A 14,901-nucleotide genomic window follows, 5' to 3' on the forward strand; every position below is an offset into this window, starting at 1 on the left:
CCCCGGCCTTCGGCCACCCCTCTTTCGCCCGGCGGGAGAGGGGACGGGGGTGAGGGCGCTCAAGTCATGCCGAAATCAACTCCCCCAGCTTCTCCTCGACAAACGCGGTCGTGTACGTGCCCGACGCGAAGGTCGGGTGGCGCAGCACGCGAATCAGAAATTCGCGATTGGTCACGATGCCCTCGAGCCGCGTGTTGGCGAGCCCGTCGCACAGCCGCTCGATCGCGTGGTCGCGGGTATCGCCATGAGCGATCACCTTGGCGATCAGCGGATCGTAAAACGGCGTGATCTCGCTGCCCGTCGCCACGCCGGTGTCCACGCGCAGGCCCTCCATCTCGGGCCACTCCAGGCGCGTGATCGTGCCCGGCTGCGGCAAGAACTTGCGCGCGGGATTTTCGGCGTAAAGCCGCGCCTCGATCGCGTGCCCCGTCGAGCGCGCACCGATCACCTCCGCGGCGAGCGGCTCGCCCGCGGCGACGCGGATCTGATGTTCGACGAGATCGAGCCCCGTGACCATCTCCGTGACCGGATGCTCGACCTGCAACCGCTTGTTGACCTCGAGGAAATACCAGTGGCGTTCGCCGTCCATCAGGCACTCGAAAGTGCCCGCGTTTCGATAACCCACGTGCGCGGCGGCGGCGGCAATGCGCGCGGCCATGTCGGCGCGAACGGCCTCGGTGATGAACGGCGACGGTGACTCCTCGATGATTTTTTGTTGGCGACGCTGCACCGAGCACTCCCGCTCGAACACCGTCGCGACGCCGCCGTGATGATCTGCCAAAACCTGAAACTCGATGTGGTGCGTGTCGGGCACGACTTTTTCGACGTAGATCTCGTTGCGTCCGAACGCCCGGCCCGCTCGGTCCGACGCCTTTTGCAACGCCTTGGCGAGCTTGTCGGCGTCCTCGACCATCGTCATGCCGATGCCGCCGCCGCCGAAGCTCGCCTTCACCATCACGGGGTAGCCCACGCGCGCCGCGACCTCGAGCGCTTCGTCGGCGCTAGCCACGTTGCCGTGGCTGCCGGGGATGATGGGCAGCCCCGCCTCATCCATGCGTTCGCGCGCGCCCATCTTGTCGCGCAGCGTCATCATGGCGGTCGCGTCGGGACCGATGAACACGAGCCCCGCCGCCTCGCACGCGGTCACGAAATCGGCGCTCTCCGACAAAAATCCGTAACCCGGATGGATCGCCTGCGCGCCCGTCGACTTCGCCGCGGCGATGATTTTTTCCGCGACCAGATAGCTTTCGGTCGGCAGCGGCTGCCCGATGGCGACGGCCTCATTCGCGGCGCGCACGAACGGCGCGGCGGCGTCGGCCTCGGAATAAACAGCCACGGTCGCGATGCCGAGTCGCCGGCACGTGCGGATCACGCGCGCGGCGATCTCCCCCCGATTCGCGATCAGAATTTTTTCGAACACCCGTCTTCCCCCAAACCGATCCGCTGCGTCACACGTCGCCCTCGGGATACATCTGCTCGATGAGATCCGCGAAGCGCGACGTGATCGCCTTGCGCTTGAGTTTCATCGTCGGCGTCAGTTCGCCGTCGTCGATCGTGAAATCGCGATCCAGCAGCCGCCACGCCTTGAGCGTCTCGTACGACGCGAGCTGCGCGTTCACCGCGCTGACCGCGCTCTCGGCGAGTCGCCGCGCTTCGGCATCGGCCGAGATGTCATCCGGCAGCGGCGCGCCGCCCTCGGTCGCGCGCTTTTGCGAGAGCGCCTCGCGGTCGATCGTGATAATCGCGACCAGATACTTTCGCCGATCGCCGTACACCATCGCCTGGCTGACGAAGGGCTGCGCCTTGAGTTTGTTTTCGATGTTTTGCGGCGCGATATTCTTGCCGCCCGACGTGATGATGAGGTCCTTCTTGCGGTCGGTGATGTAGAGGAATCCATCCTCGTCCACATGGCCGATGTCACCCGTGTGCATCCACCCTTCGTCGAGGGCTTCCATCGTGTCGGTCGGGCGTTTCCAGTAGCCCACGAACACCGACGGAGCCTTGACGAGGATCTCGCCATCCGGCGCGATGCGCTCCTGCACGCCCGGCAGCGCGCGACCCACCGAACCGAGCTTCACCGCGTCAGGCAGATTGATGTGCGACGGCGCGGACAGCTCCGTCATGCCGTAGCCTTCGAGGATCAGCACATCCATCGCGAAGAAAAACTCAGCGATCTCTTTGGAGAGCGGCGCACCCGCCGAAACAATGTAACGCAGTCGCCCGCCGAACCGCTCCTTGACCTTCGCGTACACGAGCCTTTCGGCGAGCCGGTATTGGAGGTCGAGAATCGCGGGCATGCGTTGTTTTTTCAGCCGATACGGCGTCGTCTTCCGGCCGATGTCGAGCGCCCAGCGAAAGAGCGCCTTTTTTGCCGCGCCTGAGGATTCGATCCGCGCCGTGGTGCGCGCGTAGGCTTTTTCGAGCATGCGCGGCACGGAGAGGAAGATCGTCGGGCGCACCTCGGCCAGATCGTCGAGGATCGTGTTCAGGTTTTGCGCGAAGTTGATCGTCGCGCCCATGAAGATCGAACCGAAGAGCCCGCCGATACGCTCGTACGCGTGACACAGCGGCAAAAAGCTCAGCGATTCGTCATCCGCCGTCACGAACGCCACCTCGTTCGCCGACGCGAGGATCCACAGGATGTTGCCGTGCGTGATCATCGCGCCCTTGGGCGGGCCGGTGGTGCCCGACGTGTAGATCATCGTCGCCACGTCGCCCGTGCCGATGTTTTCGTAACGCGGGCGCAGCGCCGCGGGCCTAGTGTCGTCGCCGAGGCGCAGCACGTCGTCGTACGACATGATCTGCGGATCGTCCGGCGGCGCGCCGTCGATCAATATGATTTTGAAAAGTCGAGGGAGCTTCGCGCGAATTTCCAGAACCTTCGCGAGTTGCTCTTCGTTCTCGACGATCATCAGGCGCGTTTCGGCATGGTCGAGAATGTAGTGGATGTCGTTCGGCAGAAGCGTCACATAGACGGGAACGAGCACGCACCCCGCGCCCAGCGTTCCCAGATCCGCCACCACCCATTCGGGCCGGTTGTTGCAGATGATGGAGACGACCTCGCGCGGCGCGAGGCCGAGCTTCACGAGCCCGCCCGCGAATCGCCGCGCGTCGCGCGACCACTCGGCCCACGAGATATCGACCCAGCGCCCGCCCGACTTTTTTCGCAACGCGGTGCGCGCGCCGAGTCGGTCGGCCTGATCGAAGAACATCGCGGCCAGATTGGGCCACGGCGCGCGGATCGACTCCGCCGGGACGCTCGATGTCATCCCAGGTCCCCGAAGCGGGCGATCGTATCCTGCGCGAGCATGACGCGGTGCACCTCGGTGGTGCCGAAGAGCAGCTCGCCGAGCTTGGCGTCGCGATACAGCCGCTCGATCGGGTGCCCCGCGGTGTAGCCCACACCCGCGAAGATCTGCATCGCGAAGTTGGCGATCTTCGTCGCCGCCTCGGTGGTGTGGATCTTCGCCGCGCTCACCATGGCCGACGCCTCGGCGCTGCCCGTGTCCATGCACCAAGCCGCGTATTGCGTGAGCAGGCGTCCCGTGTCGGTCAGCATCTTCATCTGCGAGAGTTTGAACGCGACTTCCTGGTGCTTGATGATCTTCGTGCCCGCCGCGCGCCGCGTGAGCGCGTGCCCGAGCGAGAGCGCCATCGCCGTCTCGCCGAGACCGATCGCGCCGCAGCACGCCGACAGGCGGCCGAACTGCATCGCGTGCATCGCCATGCCGAAGCCCGCGTTCTCCGGGCCGACCAGCGCGTCCGCGCCGACGCGGCATCGATTCAGGCGGATCGGGCCGACCAGTGCGCCGCGATACCCCATCGTCGCCACGCGCGCGCCGCGCTCGAAGCCCGGCGCGTCGGCGGGCACGACGAACAGCGACAGGCCGTTCGGTCCGCCCTCGGGTTTCGTGGCGGCGAGCACCAGCGCAAAATCGCAGATCGGTCCGTTCGTCGCCCACACCTTTTCGCCGTCGAGCACCCAGCCGTCGCCGTCGCGCGTCGCCGAGAGCTTCACCGCGAGCGGGTCGGAGCCCGAATCGGCTTCGGTCACCGCGAACGCGCCGATCGACTCGCCGCGCAGCGCGGGCCTCACGAATTTGTCGATCTGTGCCGCCGTGCCGAACTTCGCGATCGGCCGCACGGTCGCGCCCGCCGCGCTCGTCGCCGACAAAAACGATGTCGGAGCAAGGCCGCCCAGCGCCTCGGAGTAAAGCGTCCACTCCAAATGCGTCATGCCCGCGCCGCCGATCGCCGGATCGTGCGTCAGACCGTGCCAGCCGAGTTCGCCCAGCGTCTTCAAGTGCGCGCGCGTGATTTGGTCCGACGCGCCGGGGTCGGCGTCCTGCCGCTCGGCGTCGCACGCGATCCGATCGCGAACCGCATCGGCGAAGGATTTGGCGGCCGCGATCTGCTCGGTGGTGAATTCGAAATTCATGGTCGTCTCCCTACCGGGCTTCCTGCGTGAGCAGGCGCGAGATGATCATCTGCTGGATTTCCGACGTGCCGCCGCCGATCTGCCCGAGCTTCGCGTCGCGCAGCGAGCGTTCGACGGGATACTCGTGGATGTATCCGTAGCCGCCGTGAATCTGCACCGCCTCGCTGGCGATCTGGAACCCCATGTCGCCGCCGTAGAGTTTGGAGATCGACGCCTCCATGTGGTTGAGCGGTCGGCCCTGATCCTTGTTCCACGCGATGCGGTACACCAGCAGGCGGAATGCGTTGATGAAGATGCGCATGTCGGCCAGCTTGTGCTGCACCGCCTGAAAGTCGGCGATCGGTTTGCCGAACTGCCTGCGGTCCAGTGAATACTTCACGCACCGGCGCAGGCCGAGCTCCGCCGAACCGATGTACGGCGCGAGCAGCGCCGAGCGGTCCCACTCGAGCGTTTGGAGCGCCATGAGAAAGCCCATGCCCTCCATGCCCAGCAGGTTTTCCTCGGGAATCCAGCAGTCCTCGAAAATCAGTTCCGAGGTCTGCGACGAACGCACGCCCATCTTGTGAAGCGGCTTACCCGACGAAAATCCCTTGGTCCCGGCCTCGACGATGAACGCGCTGATGCCGCCGTGGCCCGCGCTCTTGTCGGTGACCGCGTTGACCACGCAGACTTTGCAGATGGGACCGTTGGTGATGAACATCTTCGCGCCGTTCAGCACCCAGCCGCCATCGCGGCGCACCGCGGTGGTGGTGATCGACGCGGCGTCCGATCCCGCCCCCGGTTCGGTGAGCGCCCAGCAGCCGATCCACTCGCCCGACGCGATCTTCGGCAGGTATTTGGTTTTTTGCTCTTCGCTGCCGTGCTTGAGGATCGTGTCGCCGCACAGGTACGTGTGCGCACCCCATGCCAGCAGCAATCCCGCATCCGCGCCGCCCAGCCCCATCGCCTCGCCGCCGACAATCGACGTGAGCACGTCCGCGCCTTGGCCGCCGTATTCCTCGGGGTAGTGCATGCCGAGAAGACCGAATTCGCCCATGCGCCGCCAAGCCTCGTAGGAGAACTCGGCGTTGCGGTCGGCTTCTTCGGCGAACGGCGCGATCCGCTCGCGGCAAAAACGCTCCACGGTGTCGCGAAACGCCAATTGTTCGGCGCTCAGAATGAAGTCCATGCTGTTTGATCTCCTGCCCAAAAAAGGAAGGCGCGCCCACATTCACCAGATGCGACGCATGGTGTCAAGGTCGCGCGGGGTTCGAACGCCAAGAGTCGATACGCTCTTTGGGGCGGCGCGCTCGCCCACCGGGCGGTCGGTCGGGTTTTTGCCAATGCTGTGAGCCGGAAAATTGTAAAGAGAAGGTAAATGGACTACACATTTGTGGATGAATGCGCAAAGTTCCGAACCCGTGAAGTCAGACGCCGACATTCGGCCCGGTTACGGGTTTTATCTTCGCCGATCGCGCTGGGCGGTTTTCCTTGGCCTCGCGTCGCTCATCGCGTTCACCTCCACGCAGTACCTGTCGTTTCGCTACCTCGGCGACGAAACCGTGCTCACGCCGTGGGCGGCGAAGGCGTCCGTCGTCCTGAATCTCGCGGCGATCATCGCCGTCGTCCTTTATTACCTGCTCAATTTCGTGATTGCCCCCCGGACCGGATGCGACCGCGAACGGCTGTTTCGCATCACGATTCACGGCGTTTCGATCGTCATTCTCGTCATCACGCTGGGGCATCTGCACATCGCGGGCAGCGCCACGAGCATCCTGCCCATGCAGTTCCTGAGCGTGTGCATGGTCGTGTCCTGGCTGATCGGACTCAAGGAATCCTGGTGGTACTTCCTCGCGGGAATCGCCGGGTGGGGCGCGATCATGCTGCTCGAGAAGTGGGGGCTTTTGACCTACCTGCCCCTGCATCCCGACCATGCGCGCGTGCCCACGGAAATTTTCCTCGAGTCGCGCTATATCGGCATGGTCCTCACCCTGTTCGTGTTCAACGCCGTTTTCATTCTGGGAATGATGACCTACTACGCACACCAACTTCACACCACCAACGCGGATCTGGAGCGCAACCGCCGGGAGATCGAGCGCAGTTACAACCAACTCCGCCAGCTCGAAGCTCTGCGCGACAGCCTGACGCACATGATCGTACACGACCTGCGTTCGCCGCTCGCGGGGGTGCAGCTCAACCTGCAGGCCGCGAAGCTCCGGCTCGAACCGGGCCATGCGGCGGCGGCCCGCATCGACAAATCCGTCGCGGGCATCGGGTCGCAGCTCGAGCTCATCAACTGCCTGCTCGACGTGAACAAGTTCGAGGCCGGTCACATGACCATCGCGGCGCGCGAATCCGATCTGCGCGAGGCGATCACGCGGGGCGTCGATCTGCTGGGCGCGCTCGCCGAGGACCGGCGCATCACGATCGACGCCGCCCAGGCTCCGCCGCCCTTTGCGTTCGATCCCGACCTCATCGCCCGCGTGGTCGCGAATCTCGTCGGCAACGCGGTGAAGTTCACGCCGCGCGGCGGCGAGATTCGCATCGCGCTGCGTCTCGAAGACGCGGTGGCGCACGTGTGCGTGTCGGACGACGGTCCCGGCATCGCGCCGGCCGATCAGAAAAAGATCTTCGAGAAATTCGGCCAAGCCGAGTTGCGCGGCGAAATGCGCGGCCATTCGACGGGCCTCGGTCTCGCGTTCTGCCGGCTCGCCGTCGAGGCGCATCGGGGACGCATCTGGGTCGACAGCGAGGTCGGCCGGGGTAGCACGTTTTGCTTTGAACTGCCGATCGGTCCCGGCCTGGTGACCGACGGCGTGGGGGCATCCATATGAACCGACACCTGATTCTGCTCGCCGACGACGACATCGAATACCGCGACACGCTGGAGAGCGTTCTCGAGGAGGTCGACCACTACGTGGTCAAAACCGCGGGGAACGGCGAGGAGGCGCTCACAATCCTCAAACGGCTGGGCTCGGACGTGAACCTCGTCATCAGCGACATCGAAATGCCGGGCATGCACGGGATTCGCTTCGTCGAAACCGTCGGCGCGCTCGGCCTCGACGTGCCGATCATGATGGCAACGTCGAAGGCCGGCATGAAGGACGACTTCTCCCTCAAGCTCTCGCCGCAGGTGAAGTATTTCCTCACCAAGCCCTTCGATCTCGATCACCTGCGCCGCTTGATCCCGCCGCTGATGCGCACCGACGCCGACGCGCGCCGCCGGCCGATCGTGCTCGTCGCCGAGGAGGTCGGTGAGACGCGTGCGCTGATGGAGATGTCGCTCGAAAGCGAAGGCTGCTGCGTAAAGGCGTGCGGTGAGCGCATCGTGGCGCTCGAGGCGATTCGCCGCCTCGGTCGCGACATCGACATGATTCTCTTCGACTTCGAAATGATGGGCGGCAACCACCAGACACGCATGGAGTTCTTCGATCTGGTCGCCGGCACCGCCCGCGACGTGCCCATCGGCATGATGTTCTCGCGCGAGGAGTTCAAGGAGTTCGGCGAAGAGGCCGCGCGCAATCGCGCGAAGGAACACCTGCTCAAGCCGATCGACATGGATACGCTCGCGCAGGTGGTGAAAAAGCACATCCGCTAAGAGCGTCGGTCTAGATTCCGCGCACGAGCAGCACGCCGAGACCCACCAGAACGAGGCCGAGGGTCGAATTGATCTTGATGAGCCGGTTCATCTTCGCGCGCACGACGCCGGCTTGCGCCGCGTCGCCGCCGGCCATGGCGCGCCCCAGCGCGGGCGATACGACGTAATCGACGTACGCCATGACGCCGAGCACGACGGCGAAGACGACGAGCTTGCACGCGAGGGTGTGGCCCCACGCTCCCTTCCAAGCGTCGGCCCCTGCGAGCGCGAGCGGGCTCAAACCCCGCTGCCACAGGGCGTAGAAACCCGTGACCATGAGCACGGCGATCGAGTGCCAGCGGATCTTTTTGAACCTTGCGGCGAGCCACGGTGCGACGGTCGGCGCGGCCGATCGCACCTCGGCGTGCGCGCCCATCACGCTCACGTTGAAGAGCATGAACAGGCTGCCTCCAATGAGCAGACACGCGGCGAGCACGTGGGCATAGACCATGAGCAGATAGATCACGCGCACGATCGACCTTCCTTTCCCGAGCTGACGTGAAAACGGAAACGAAAACCGGAGCCGGGATCATATCGATCCGGGCTCCGGCGTTGAACGTCCTGAATGGTATCGAAGATGACATTCCCGATCGGTTTCTCAGCGCTTCAGGAAACGGTCGAACAGTCCCTTCTTCTTTCGGTTCGCCTGCGATTCGCGCAGCTTGATGAGACGCAGTTCGCGCAGCGCCTCGATGGAATTCGGGTTGCACATGAGCGCCTTCTCGTACTGCTTCTCGGCGAACTCGACGAAGCCCTGATCCTTGTAAATCGCGCCGAGAAACAGATAAGCCTTTTCGGTGCGCGGATTGATCTCGAGCGCGCGGGTGAGCGACTCGCGGGCCTCGAACTGCATGTCGGCGATCGACTCCTTGGGTCGCAGCGCCAGTTCTTCCTGATCGGGGTCTTTCTCGTTGGCGATGTTGTAGAGCGACCAGCCGTAGTAGGCGATGTACTCGGCCTCGTTCGGCGCGATGTCGAGCGCCTGGCGCAGCGCGTGGGCGGCGCGGGTGAAACGCTTCTCCTTCAGAAACGTCAGGCCGTTCTGGTATCGCTGCTCGGCGATGATGACCTTCTTCACGCCCTCGATCCGGTTCGCCGATTCGTCGTCGAGTTCCGCGCCCTCGAGGTATTTCTGGTACTGGTTGATTTTGTCCTGCGTGTTGAGGCGATCGTAGGCGTCGTTGACCGCGGCGAAGATCTCCTCGACCTTCATCTTCACCTCGCGACTGGCGCGGCCGAAGAAGCGGTCGGGGTGGAAATCCTTGGCGAGGCGGTGATACGCGATACGCACCTCCTGCTCAGTGGGATTCGTGCCCACGCCGAGCAGGTGGAAGAGGTTCTCGTCGGCGAGCCGCTTGTACATGCCGAGCACGGCCTGACGGACCTCGGCGTCGTCGGACGGCATTTCGTCTTCGGTCGCCATGGGGACGGCGGAGGGATGCGGCGTCGGCGCGGCGGGTTCGAATCCGCCGCCGAACATCTCGTCCTCGCTCTCGCCGGCCCAACCCGATGGCTTTTCGGCGAGCGCCTTTTTGTCGGTATCCGATTCGGCGATCGCCACGGTCTTGCGGCGCACCTCGGCGACGTCCTCCGCCGCCGTGAAGCGGGTCTGCGGGTCGTCGCGCGAGTCGATGATCGTCTCGACCATGCCGCTGATGATGAGCGTGAAGAGCACCTGGAGGGTGCGTTCGCGGGACACCGGCGACGCCGAGACGATCTCGTCGAAGGTCTTGGTGCCGTCGACCATCTCGTGGATTTTGGCCTCGCCGGGCGTGAGCTTGATGTCCTGGAAGCGATAGCGACGGTCGGCGCCCAGTTGCAGGAAGTGCTCCCAATACCCCGCGAGCTGCTTTTCCAACCGCTCGAAGGTGTAGTGGGCTCGCACGCCCTCCTGGATGATGTTTGCGACCGACATGTCGACGTTTTGCACATCGCCGGCGACAGCCGCATCCGCCGTGAAGCGGTACGTGCCCGCACTCCACGAAAAAATCTCGAAGAGCTTTTCGCGGATCTGGAGTTTCAGGTAGTTGACGACCTGCTGCGGCGTCAGGATGCCCATCTCGATGAGCACCGTCCCCTGAAGGCGACCGGATTCCTTCATGCGCGTGACGGATTCGTCCCGCTGCTCCGCGGTCAGAATGCCGTTGCGTACGAGGAAGTTGCCGAAGTATTCCTCCTCGACGTTGGTGGATACGACAACGGGATACCCGTCCAGGACGTCGATCGTCTTTTCTTTCGGTCCGTACTTGACCTCGAGATGCCCTGACTTGCCCATGACGTACAGGTCGTGCAGCAACTCGGGGAAGGAGACGGTGGAAAAATCGCCCTCGAGCAGGACGCTGGGGTCGCGCGGAGAGATGTCGGACGACGGCGGCGTTTCGCCGGTGGCGCGATCTTCCTCGTCCGGGTCGGGCGTGGGCTCGGGCGCGGCGTCGGACGCAGGTTCGCCGCCTTCTTCCGGCGACTCGGGCGGAAATTCGTCGGGACCGCCGTCCGCGAGCTTCGCGCCGTTTTCGGTCATCATCAGCTCGGCGTTTTCCGGAACGCCCAGCAACGTGGTCACCATGGTCAGCAAACGCGAAAGCTGAAACGGCTTTTCGAGGAACTGATCGGCCTTGAACTTCTCGCGCGCGTCCCGCTGCATCTTCGGCGTCTTGTAGACGGCGCTCATCAGGACGACGGGGGTCTTGCGCCCCTCGGGCGTGTTCTTGATGTTCTTGCAGACGTCCCATCCGTTGACCTTGGGCAACAGCACGTCGAGCAGCACGAGATCGGGGGTCGACGCCTTGAACTGCGCAAGACCCTCCTCGCCGTTTCGCGCCACGTAGACCTCGAATCCCATCGCCGACAATGAGGCGTGGAGGATCTGGTCGATATTTTTGTCGTCATCCACGACCAGGATGCGCTTGGCCATTCGACCTCCGGATCACACCGCGCGCGGGCGGACCCTGCCGGCCCGTCGGGTGAGAACTCTTCCGAGAACACGAGTCATGGAACTGGTGATTATAGGTGTGCCGCGCGAGGCGTGGCAAGACAGGTTCGGCGCTTGATGCCGGTTCCTGGGCCGGGCGTTCACGGCGATTCCGCGTTTTGCTGAAGTTTCTCGCGAGCCTCGCGGGCGGCCTGGGCACGGCGTTCCTCTTCGACGCGCCGGGCGTCGTAGGCATCCTTGTCGAGCGGAATCTGCTCGTAATAGGTGATCCTCCACTCGCCGTCGACCTTTGCGAGCTCCATCTTGATCGACGCCCACTCGCTGATGTTCCGATCCTTGCGGTAGAGCAGGATGGGGAACGAGCACGACCCGCGTTCGCCGCTGGCGATCTCCGATTTGCAGTACGGCCGGTTCAGGTGTTCCTCGATCTCGAACGCCGCGATGGGATTGCCCATCTTGGCCACCCGACGCAGGTTCTCGCTCCATTGCCGGCGCTTGTCGTCGTCGCGGAACATCGACGACGCCTCGTCGTATCGGCGGTCGGAGATGTGCTGAAAGAACGTCATCGCCGTGAGGATCAGCGTTCGTTCGGGGTTCGGATCGGGCGGCGGCGGCGGCGTGGGGGCTGGTGTCGGAGCGACCGAGCCGCCGTCCTCCGCTTCGCCCGCCTGCGCGATCACCGGCGCGTCGGGTTCGGTCTCGCGCGTCCGACAGGCCCGATAGGTGAGCGTCGCGTTCACGACGAACAGCACCACGAGCACGAGTTCCAGAATCCGGCGAAGCTGAAGCGGTCCGATCATTCGCCGCCTCCGTCTTTGTCCGAATTCGCCCCGTTCGTTTTTGCCTTCGCGTCGTCGCCTTCGGCGGCGTCGGCCTCGGCGGGCGCCTCGTCCACGGGCTCCCCGGTCGACTCCTCGTCGCCCGAAAAACTCTCTTCCATCCGACGAACGGATGAACCGCAGTCGGGATCGCACACGGCGAATACAAACAGGTAGATCAGCATCGCGATCGTCGCGACGGCGCGGGCCACGAGCCCCTTGTCGGACATGAACGTCGCGGCACCCGTCTCCGCCCTCATCAGCGAACGCGTGATGTTGTCGATCGGGTTGTACGCCTCGACCTTGCGCCCGCCGCCCTGGTCGCCGAATCGGATCGCCTGCACCGCGAGGATATCCTCGGGATCGCCGCCCGCGTCCACCGCCATCTGCACAATCGCGTGGCACGCGTCGAGCAGTTCGCCCTCGACAATCGCGTTGCCGATATCCGAATCCGCGAGGCGGCGCGTGATGCCCGCGCTGCACAGCACGTAGTAGTCGCCGTTTTTCGCGGGGACAGGGCCCTGCACGGGAACATCGATCATGGGCCGACGACCGAGTGAGCGCAGAATCTCTCGCGAAAACGGATGGTTGCGCGCTTCCTCGGGTTTGAGGAGCGCCTGGTCGACCATAGCCTGCGCCTGCGTGTGATCCTGCGTCACCGGTCGGATCATGCCGTCGCGAAGTTGGTAGATCCGCGCATTGCCCACGTGCGCGTAAGCGACCTCGATCCCGTTTGTCCACAGGGCAACGACCGAGAGGGGAAGCGAGCCGGGTTCGCCGTCGGAATTGGCCGCCGAGAACAATGTGGCGTTGGCGTCACCGATGGCCCGCGTCAGAAACCGGCGGGAGTTGTCCTGGGGCACCTCGCGGGACGTCCAGTCGATGCGCTCGCGCAGCGCCCGGTTGGCACGGGCGGCGCGCGACGGATCGCACAATGGACTCGTGAGCACGAGCAGCAGGTGAGGTCCGGTTTCGAAGCGCGAAACCGTCTCTTCCCAGGGCGTGGCCCACGCGGCCGCATGTTGTCGAGGCAAGGCTTTCGGCACGACCCGAATGGTCCTCGATGGTCGTTCAGTTTTCGATCAGTCAGACGCGTTGCGATGAGCCCGACGGCGCGGGCGGGTTTTTATAGCATAGCGGTGGGGGGCGGTCTACGCGGGTCGCCCGGTCGCGGGAGGGGACGCCCGCGCGGTCGACGACCGCTTACGACGCGGCCTTGGTTTCGCCGTAGATGGAGCGGTCGCGCAGGACGTTGGCGATGGAGCCCGAGGGCCGGCGGCCCTGATCGAGGGAAAGGTCGCCCTTGCCGCAGTTTTCGGAGACGCCCGAGTCGTAGAGTAGCGGGTCGCACGCGGTGATGAAGCCGATGAGGATGTTTCGGCTCGGAATGCGCGAGAGGTCGAAACCGAAATACAGCAGCATCTTGATCACGAAAGCATCCGCGGCGAACGCGATGCCCCGGCGCGTGAGGAAGTGCGGCATCATGCCGAATACCAGGCGCAGGCCCGGCCCGAGCCGCTTGCCCGTCTCGCCGGTTTCGCGATGGTAACGGTCGAGCTTTGCCTCCAACCCCTTCATGCGGATCACTTGGGACAGCGGAACCCAGCCGCCCTTTTCGCGACGCACGATATAGTGCTGGTTGTAAAAGCACTTGCGTACCCGAAACATGTGCAGGAACGCGAAGTAGAGTTTCTGGAACACGTGGATGTCGTGTCGGCTGATGCGCCCGCCGGTCTGCGCCTCCAGGCGGTCGATCAGTTCGTCCGGCACCATGATCTTGGGATTGTCCATCAGCCGAGCCGCGCCGAGCATCCGCAGCGTCAGATAGAAAACTTCCTTCACGTTTTTCCGTTTTGCGGCGAAATCGAGAACCGTCCCCATTTCCTCGTCGTTCAGCCCCGGCGACACGGTCATCTTCAGATCGACCGCGATGCCCGCCTCTTCGAGATTGGCGATGGTCTTCGCCTTCGTTTCGGCCAGCGCCTCGCCGCGCAGCTCCTTGTAGGTCACGTCGGAGAATCCGTCGAACTGCAGGTGCACTTCGCGCAGGCCGGCGTCCTTGAGCTTGCGCGCGTAGCCGGGAACGGCCAGCGCGATGCCGTTCGTGTGCAAGGCGCTGCGGTTGCCGGTGGACTCCACGAGGCGGATCAGGTCGGGAAGATCCTTGCGCATCGTGGGCTCCGCGCCCATCAAGTCGATCTTGAAGCCCTTCTTGCCCTCCAGAAACTTTTCGAGTTTTTCCTTGGGGTAATCGGGCAACTGGCGCTGGTTGGCCGACGCGAGACAGATGGGGCAATCGAGATTGCAGCGATCCGTCGTGCGCAGAATGTAGTCCTTCTGCTTGTACGCGTCGCGGATCAGGCTGAAGTAGTAGTCGTGCAGATTGCCGTACTGCTCGGGGTGTTTCGAAAGCCGGTGGCGCGTCTCGCCGTGCTCGCGGCACGTGCGCGACAGCCACACGCCCGCGTCGTCCCGTTCGACGCGACCGGGAACGAGCTTCAGGCATTCGGGGCAGATCGAATGCGTTTCGCGGAGAATCTCCATGGACAGGCAGGATAGCACGAACCGCCCGGCGGACAATGAAAGGCGGATCACGCTCGACGCGTTCGGCGTTTCGTCGCCGTGGCCGGTGCCGTCGCGGTCGCGGTTGCAAACAGATCCCGCAGACGCACCCGCCGCAGGTCGTTCGAGGCTGCCATCTGAAGAGCACGGAGACGATCTTCGGTGTCGCCAAGCGTGAAGCAGTCGGCCGACTCGATCTCCTCGACCGGGTCATCGGTTTCGTTGAGCGGGCAGATGTCGCGGTATTCGACGAGTTCCCCCTCGCCGGTCTCGCCGATCCATCGGAAGGGCAAGCCCTGCGTGCGGCAGACGAATGGCCGCGCGGCGTACACGCGGCACGCGCCGCGCTCGTCGAGAAAAGCGCACGCACCCTCGGCATGCGGCGATTCGCGCAGCACGTCGGGAAATTGCCTTCGGATGCGCTCGGCCTCGACCGCAAACACCGTCAGGTCGTCCTCGCAGCACGACGCGCAACCGAGCCCGCAACGCAGCCGGTCCGCGTGACGTCTTGTCAGGACGCGGACGCGGCGATCGA

Annotated in this window: 12 protein-coding genes; 2 read left to right on the forward strand and 10 right to left on the reverse strand. The window is 64.4% G+C overall.

The genetic code is table 11. The annotated features are described in order from the left end of the window. Nucleotides 1–64: 64 nt before the first annotated feature. From IT350_11110 to IT350_11125, 4 genes are read right to left on the reverse strand one after another with little or no spacing between them, the layout of a single operon-like run. On the reverse strand, nucleotides 65–1,420 hold the full coding sequence (locus tag IT350_11110) for an ATP-grasp domain-containing protein (GenBank protein MCC6158589.1): 1,356 nt from the start codon (nucleotides 1,418–1,420) through the stop codon (nucleotides 65–67). 28 nt (nucleotides 1,421–1,448) lie between these two features. Beyond that, nucleotides 1,449–3,269, reverse strand: a complete 1,821-nt coding sequence (locus IT350_11115; protein ID MCC6158590.1) for a long-chain fatty acid--CoA ligase — start codon at nucleotides 3,267–3,269, stop codon at nucleotides 1,449–1,451. Further along, on the reverse strand, nucleotides 3,266–4,438 hold the full coding sequence (locus tag IT350_11120; GenBank protein ID MCC6158591.1) for an acyl-CoA dehydrogenase family protein: 1,173 nt from the start codon (nucleotides 4,436–4,438) through the stop codon (nucleotides 3,266–3,268). The genes IT350_11115 and IT350_11120 overlap by 4 nt, the downstream gene beginning before the upstream one ends. Nucleotides 4,439–4,448: 10 nt before the next feature. Then, nucleotides 4,449–5,606 carry an acyl-CoA dehydrogenase family protein gene (locus tag IT350_11125; protein ID MCC6158592.1) on the reverse strand — a complete coding sequence of 386 codons (1,158 nt, stop codon included), beginning with the start codon at nucleotides 5,604–5,606 and terminating at the stop codon, nucleotides 4,449–4,451. 232 nt (nucleotides 5,607–5,838) lie between these two features. Here IT350_11125 and IT350_11130 point away from each other — a divergent pair, with 232 nt between their 5' ends. Both IT350_11130 and IT350_11135 read left to right on the forward strand, forming a co-directional pair. Next, the gene (locus IT350_11130; GenBank protein ID MCC6158593.1) at nucleotides 5,839–7,251 is read left to right on the forward strand and encodes a HAMP domain-containing histidine kinase; all 1,413 of its coding nucleotides are present in this window, start codon (nucleotides 5,839–5,841) and stop codon (nucleotides 7,249–7,251) included. After that, nucleotides 7,248–8,015, forward strand: a complete 768-nt coding sequence (locus tag IT350_11135; protein ID MCC6158594.1) for a response regulator — start codon at nucleotides 7,248–7,250, stop codon at nucleotides 8,013–8,015. The genes IT350_11130 and IT350_11135 overlap by 4 nt, the downstream gene beginning before the upstream one ends. Nucleotides 8,016–8,025: 10 nt before the next feature. On the opposite strand, the gene IT350_11140 is transcribed toward IT350_11135, so the two are convergent. The 6 genes from IT350_11140 to IT350_11165 all read right to left on the reverse strand — a co-directional run. Further along, a complete protein-coding gene (locus IT350_11140) occupies nucleotides 8,026–8,526 on the reverse strand; it encodes a CopD family protein (protein ID MCC6158595.1) in 501 nt (166 codons plus the stop codon). A 126-nt stretch (nucleotides 8,527–8,652) separates the two neighbouring features. Beyond that, nucleotides 8,653–10,968: a response regulator gene (locus tag IT350_11145; protein MCC6158596.1), complete on the reverse strand. Its 2,316-nt coding sequence runs from the start codon at nucleotides 10,966–10,968 to the stop codon at nucleotides 8,653–8,655. Nucleotides 10,969–11,126: 158 nt separating this feature from the next. Beyond that, nucleotides 11,127–11,786, reverse strand: a complete 660-nt coding sequence (locus IT350_11150) for a hypothetical protein (protein MCC6158597.1) — start codon at nucleotides 11,784–11,786, stop codon at nucleotides 11,127–11,129. Beyond that, a complete protein-coding gene (locus IT350_11155) occupies nucleotides 11,783–12,850 on the reverse strand; it encodes a hypothetical protein (protein MCC6158598.1) in 1,068 nt (355 codons plus the stop codon). Before IT350_11155 ends, IT350_11150 begins: the two co-directional genes overlap by 4 nt. Before the next feature lie 157 nt (nucleotides 12,851–13,007). Then, nucleotides 13,008–14,366, reverse strand: a complete 1,359-nt coding sequence (locus IT350_11160; protein ID MCC6158599.1) for a radical SAM protein — start codon at nucleotides 14,364–14,366, stop codon at nucleotides 13,008–13,010. Between the two features lie 29 nt (nucleotides 14,367–14,395). Then, nucleotides 14,396–14,901 (reverse strand): YkgJ family cysteine cluster protein (locus IT350_11165; protein MCC6158600.1); only part of this gene is annotated, 506 nt, incomplete at its 5' end.

It is taken from the genome of Deltaproteobacteria bacterium (genome assembly GCA_020845895.1).
Classification (GTDB): Bacteria; Lernaellota; Lernaellaia; order JACKCT01; family JACKCT01; genus JADLEX01.

Coding starts and splice junctions, on each gene's coding strand:
- IT350_11120 (MCC6158591.1), bottom strand. CDS start 4,438: ATGAATTTCGAATTCACCACCGAGCAGATCGCGGCCGCCAAATCCTTC.
- IT350_11115 (MCC6158590.1), bottom strand. CDS start 3,269: ATGACATCGAGCGTCCCGGCGGAGTCGATCCGCGCGCCGTGGCCCAAT.
- IT350_11135 (MCC6158594.1), top strand. CDS start 7,248: ATGAACCGACACCTGATTCTGCTCGCCGACGACGACATCGAATACCGC.
- IT350_11145 (MCC6158596.1), bottom strand. CDS start 10,968: ATGGCCAAGCGCATCCTGGTCGTGGATGACGACAAAAATATCGACCAG.
- IT350_11150 (MCC6158597.1), bottom strand. CDS start 11,786: ATGATCGGACCGCTTCAGCTTCGCCGGATTCTGGAACTCGTGCTCGTG.
- IT350_11125 (MCC6158592.1), bottom strand. CDS start 5,606: ATGGACTTCATTCTGAGCGCCGAACAATTGGCGTTTCGCGACACCGTG.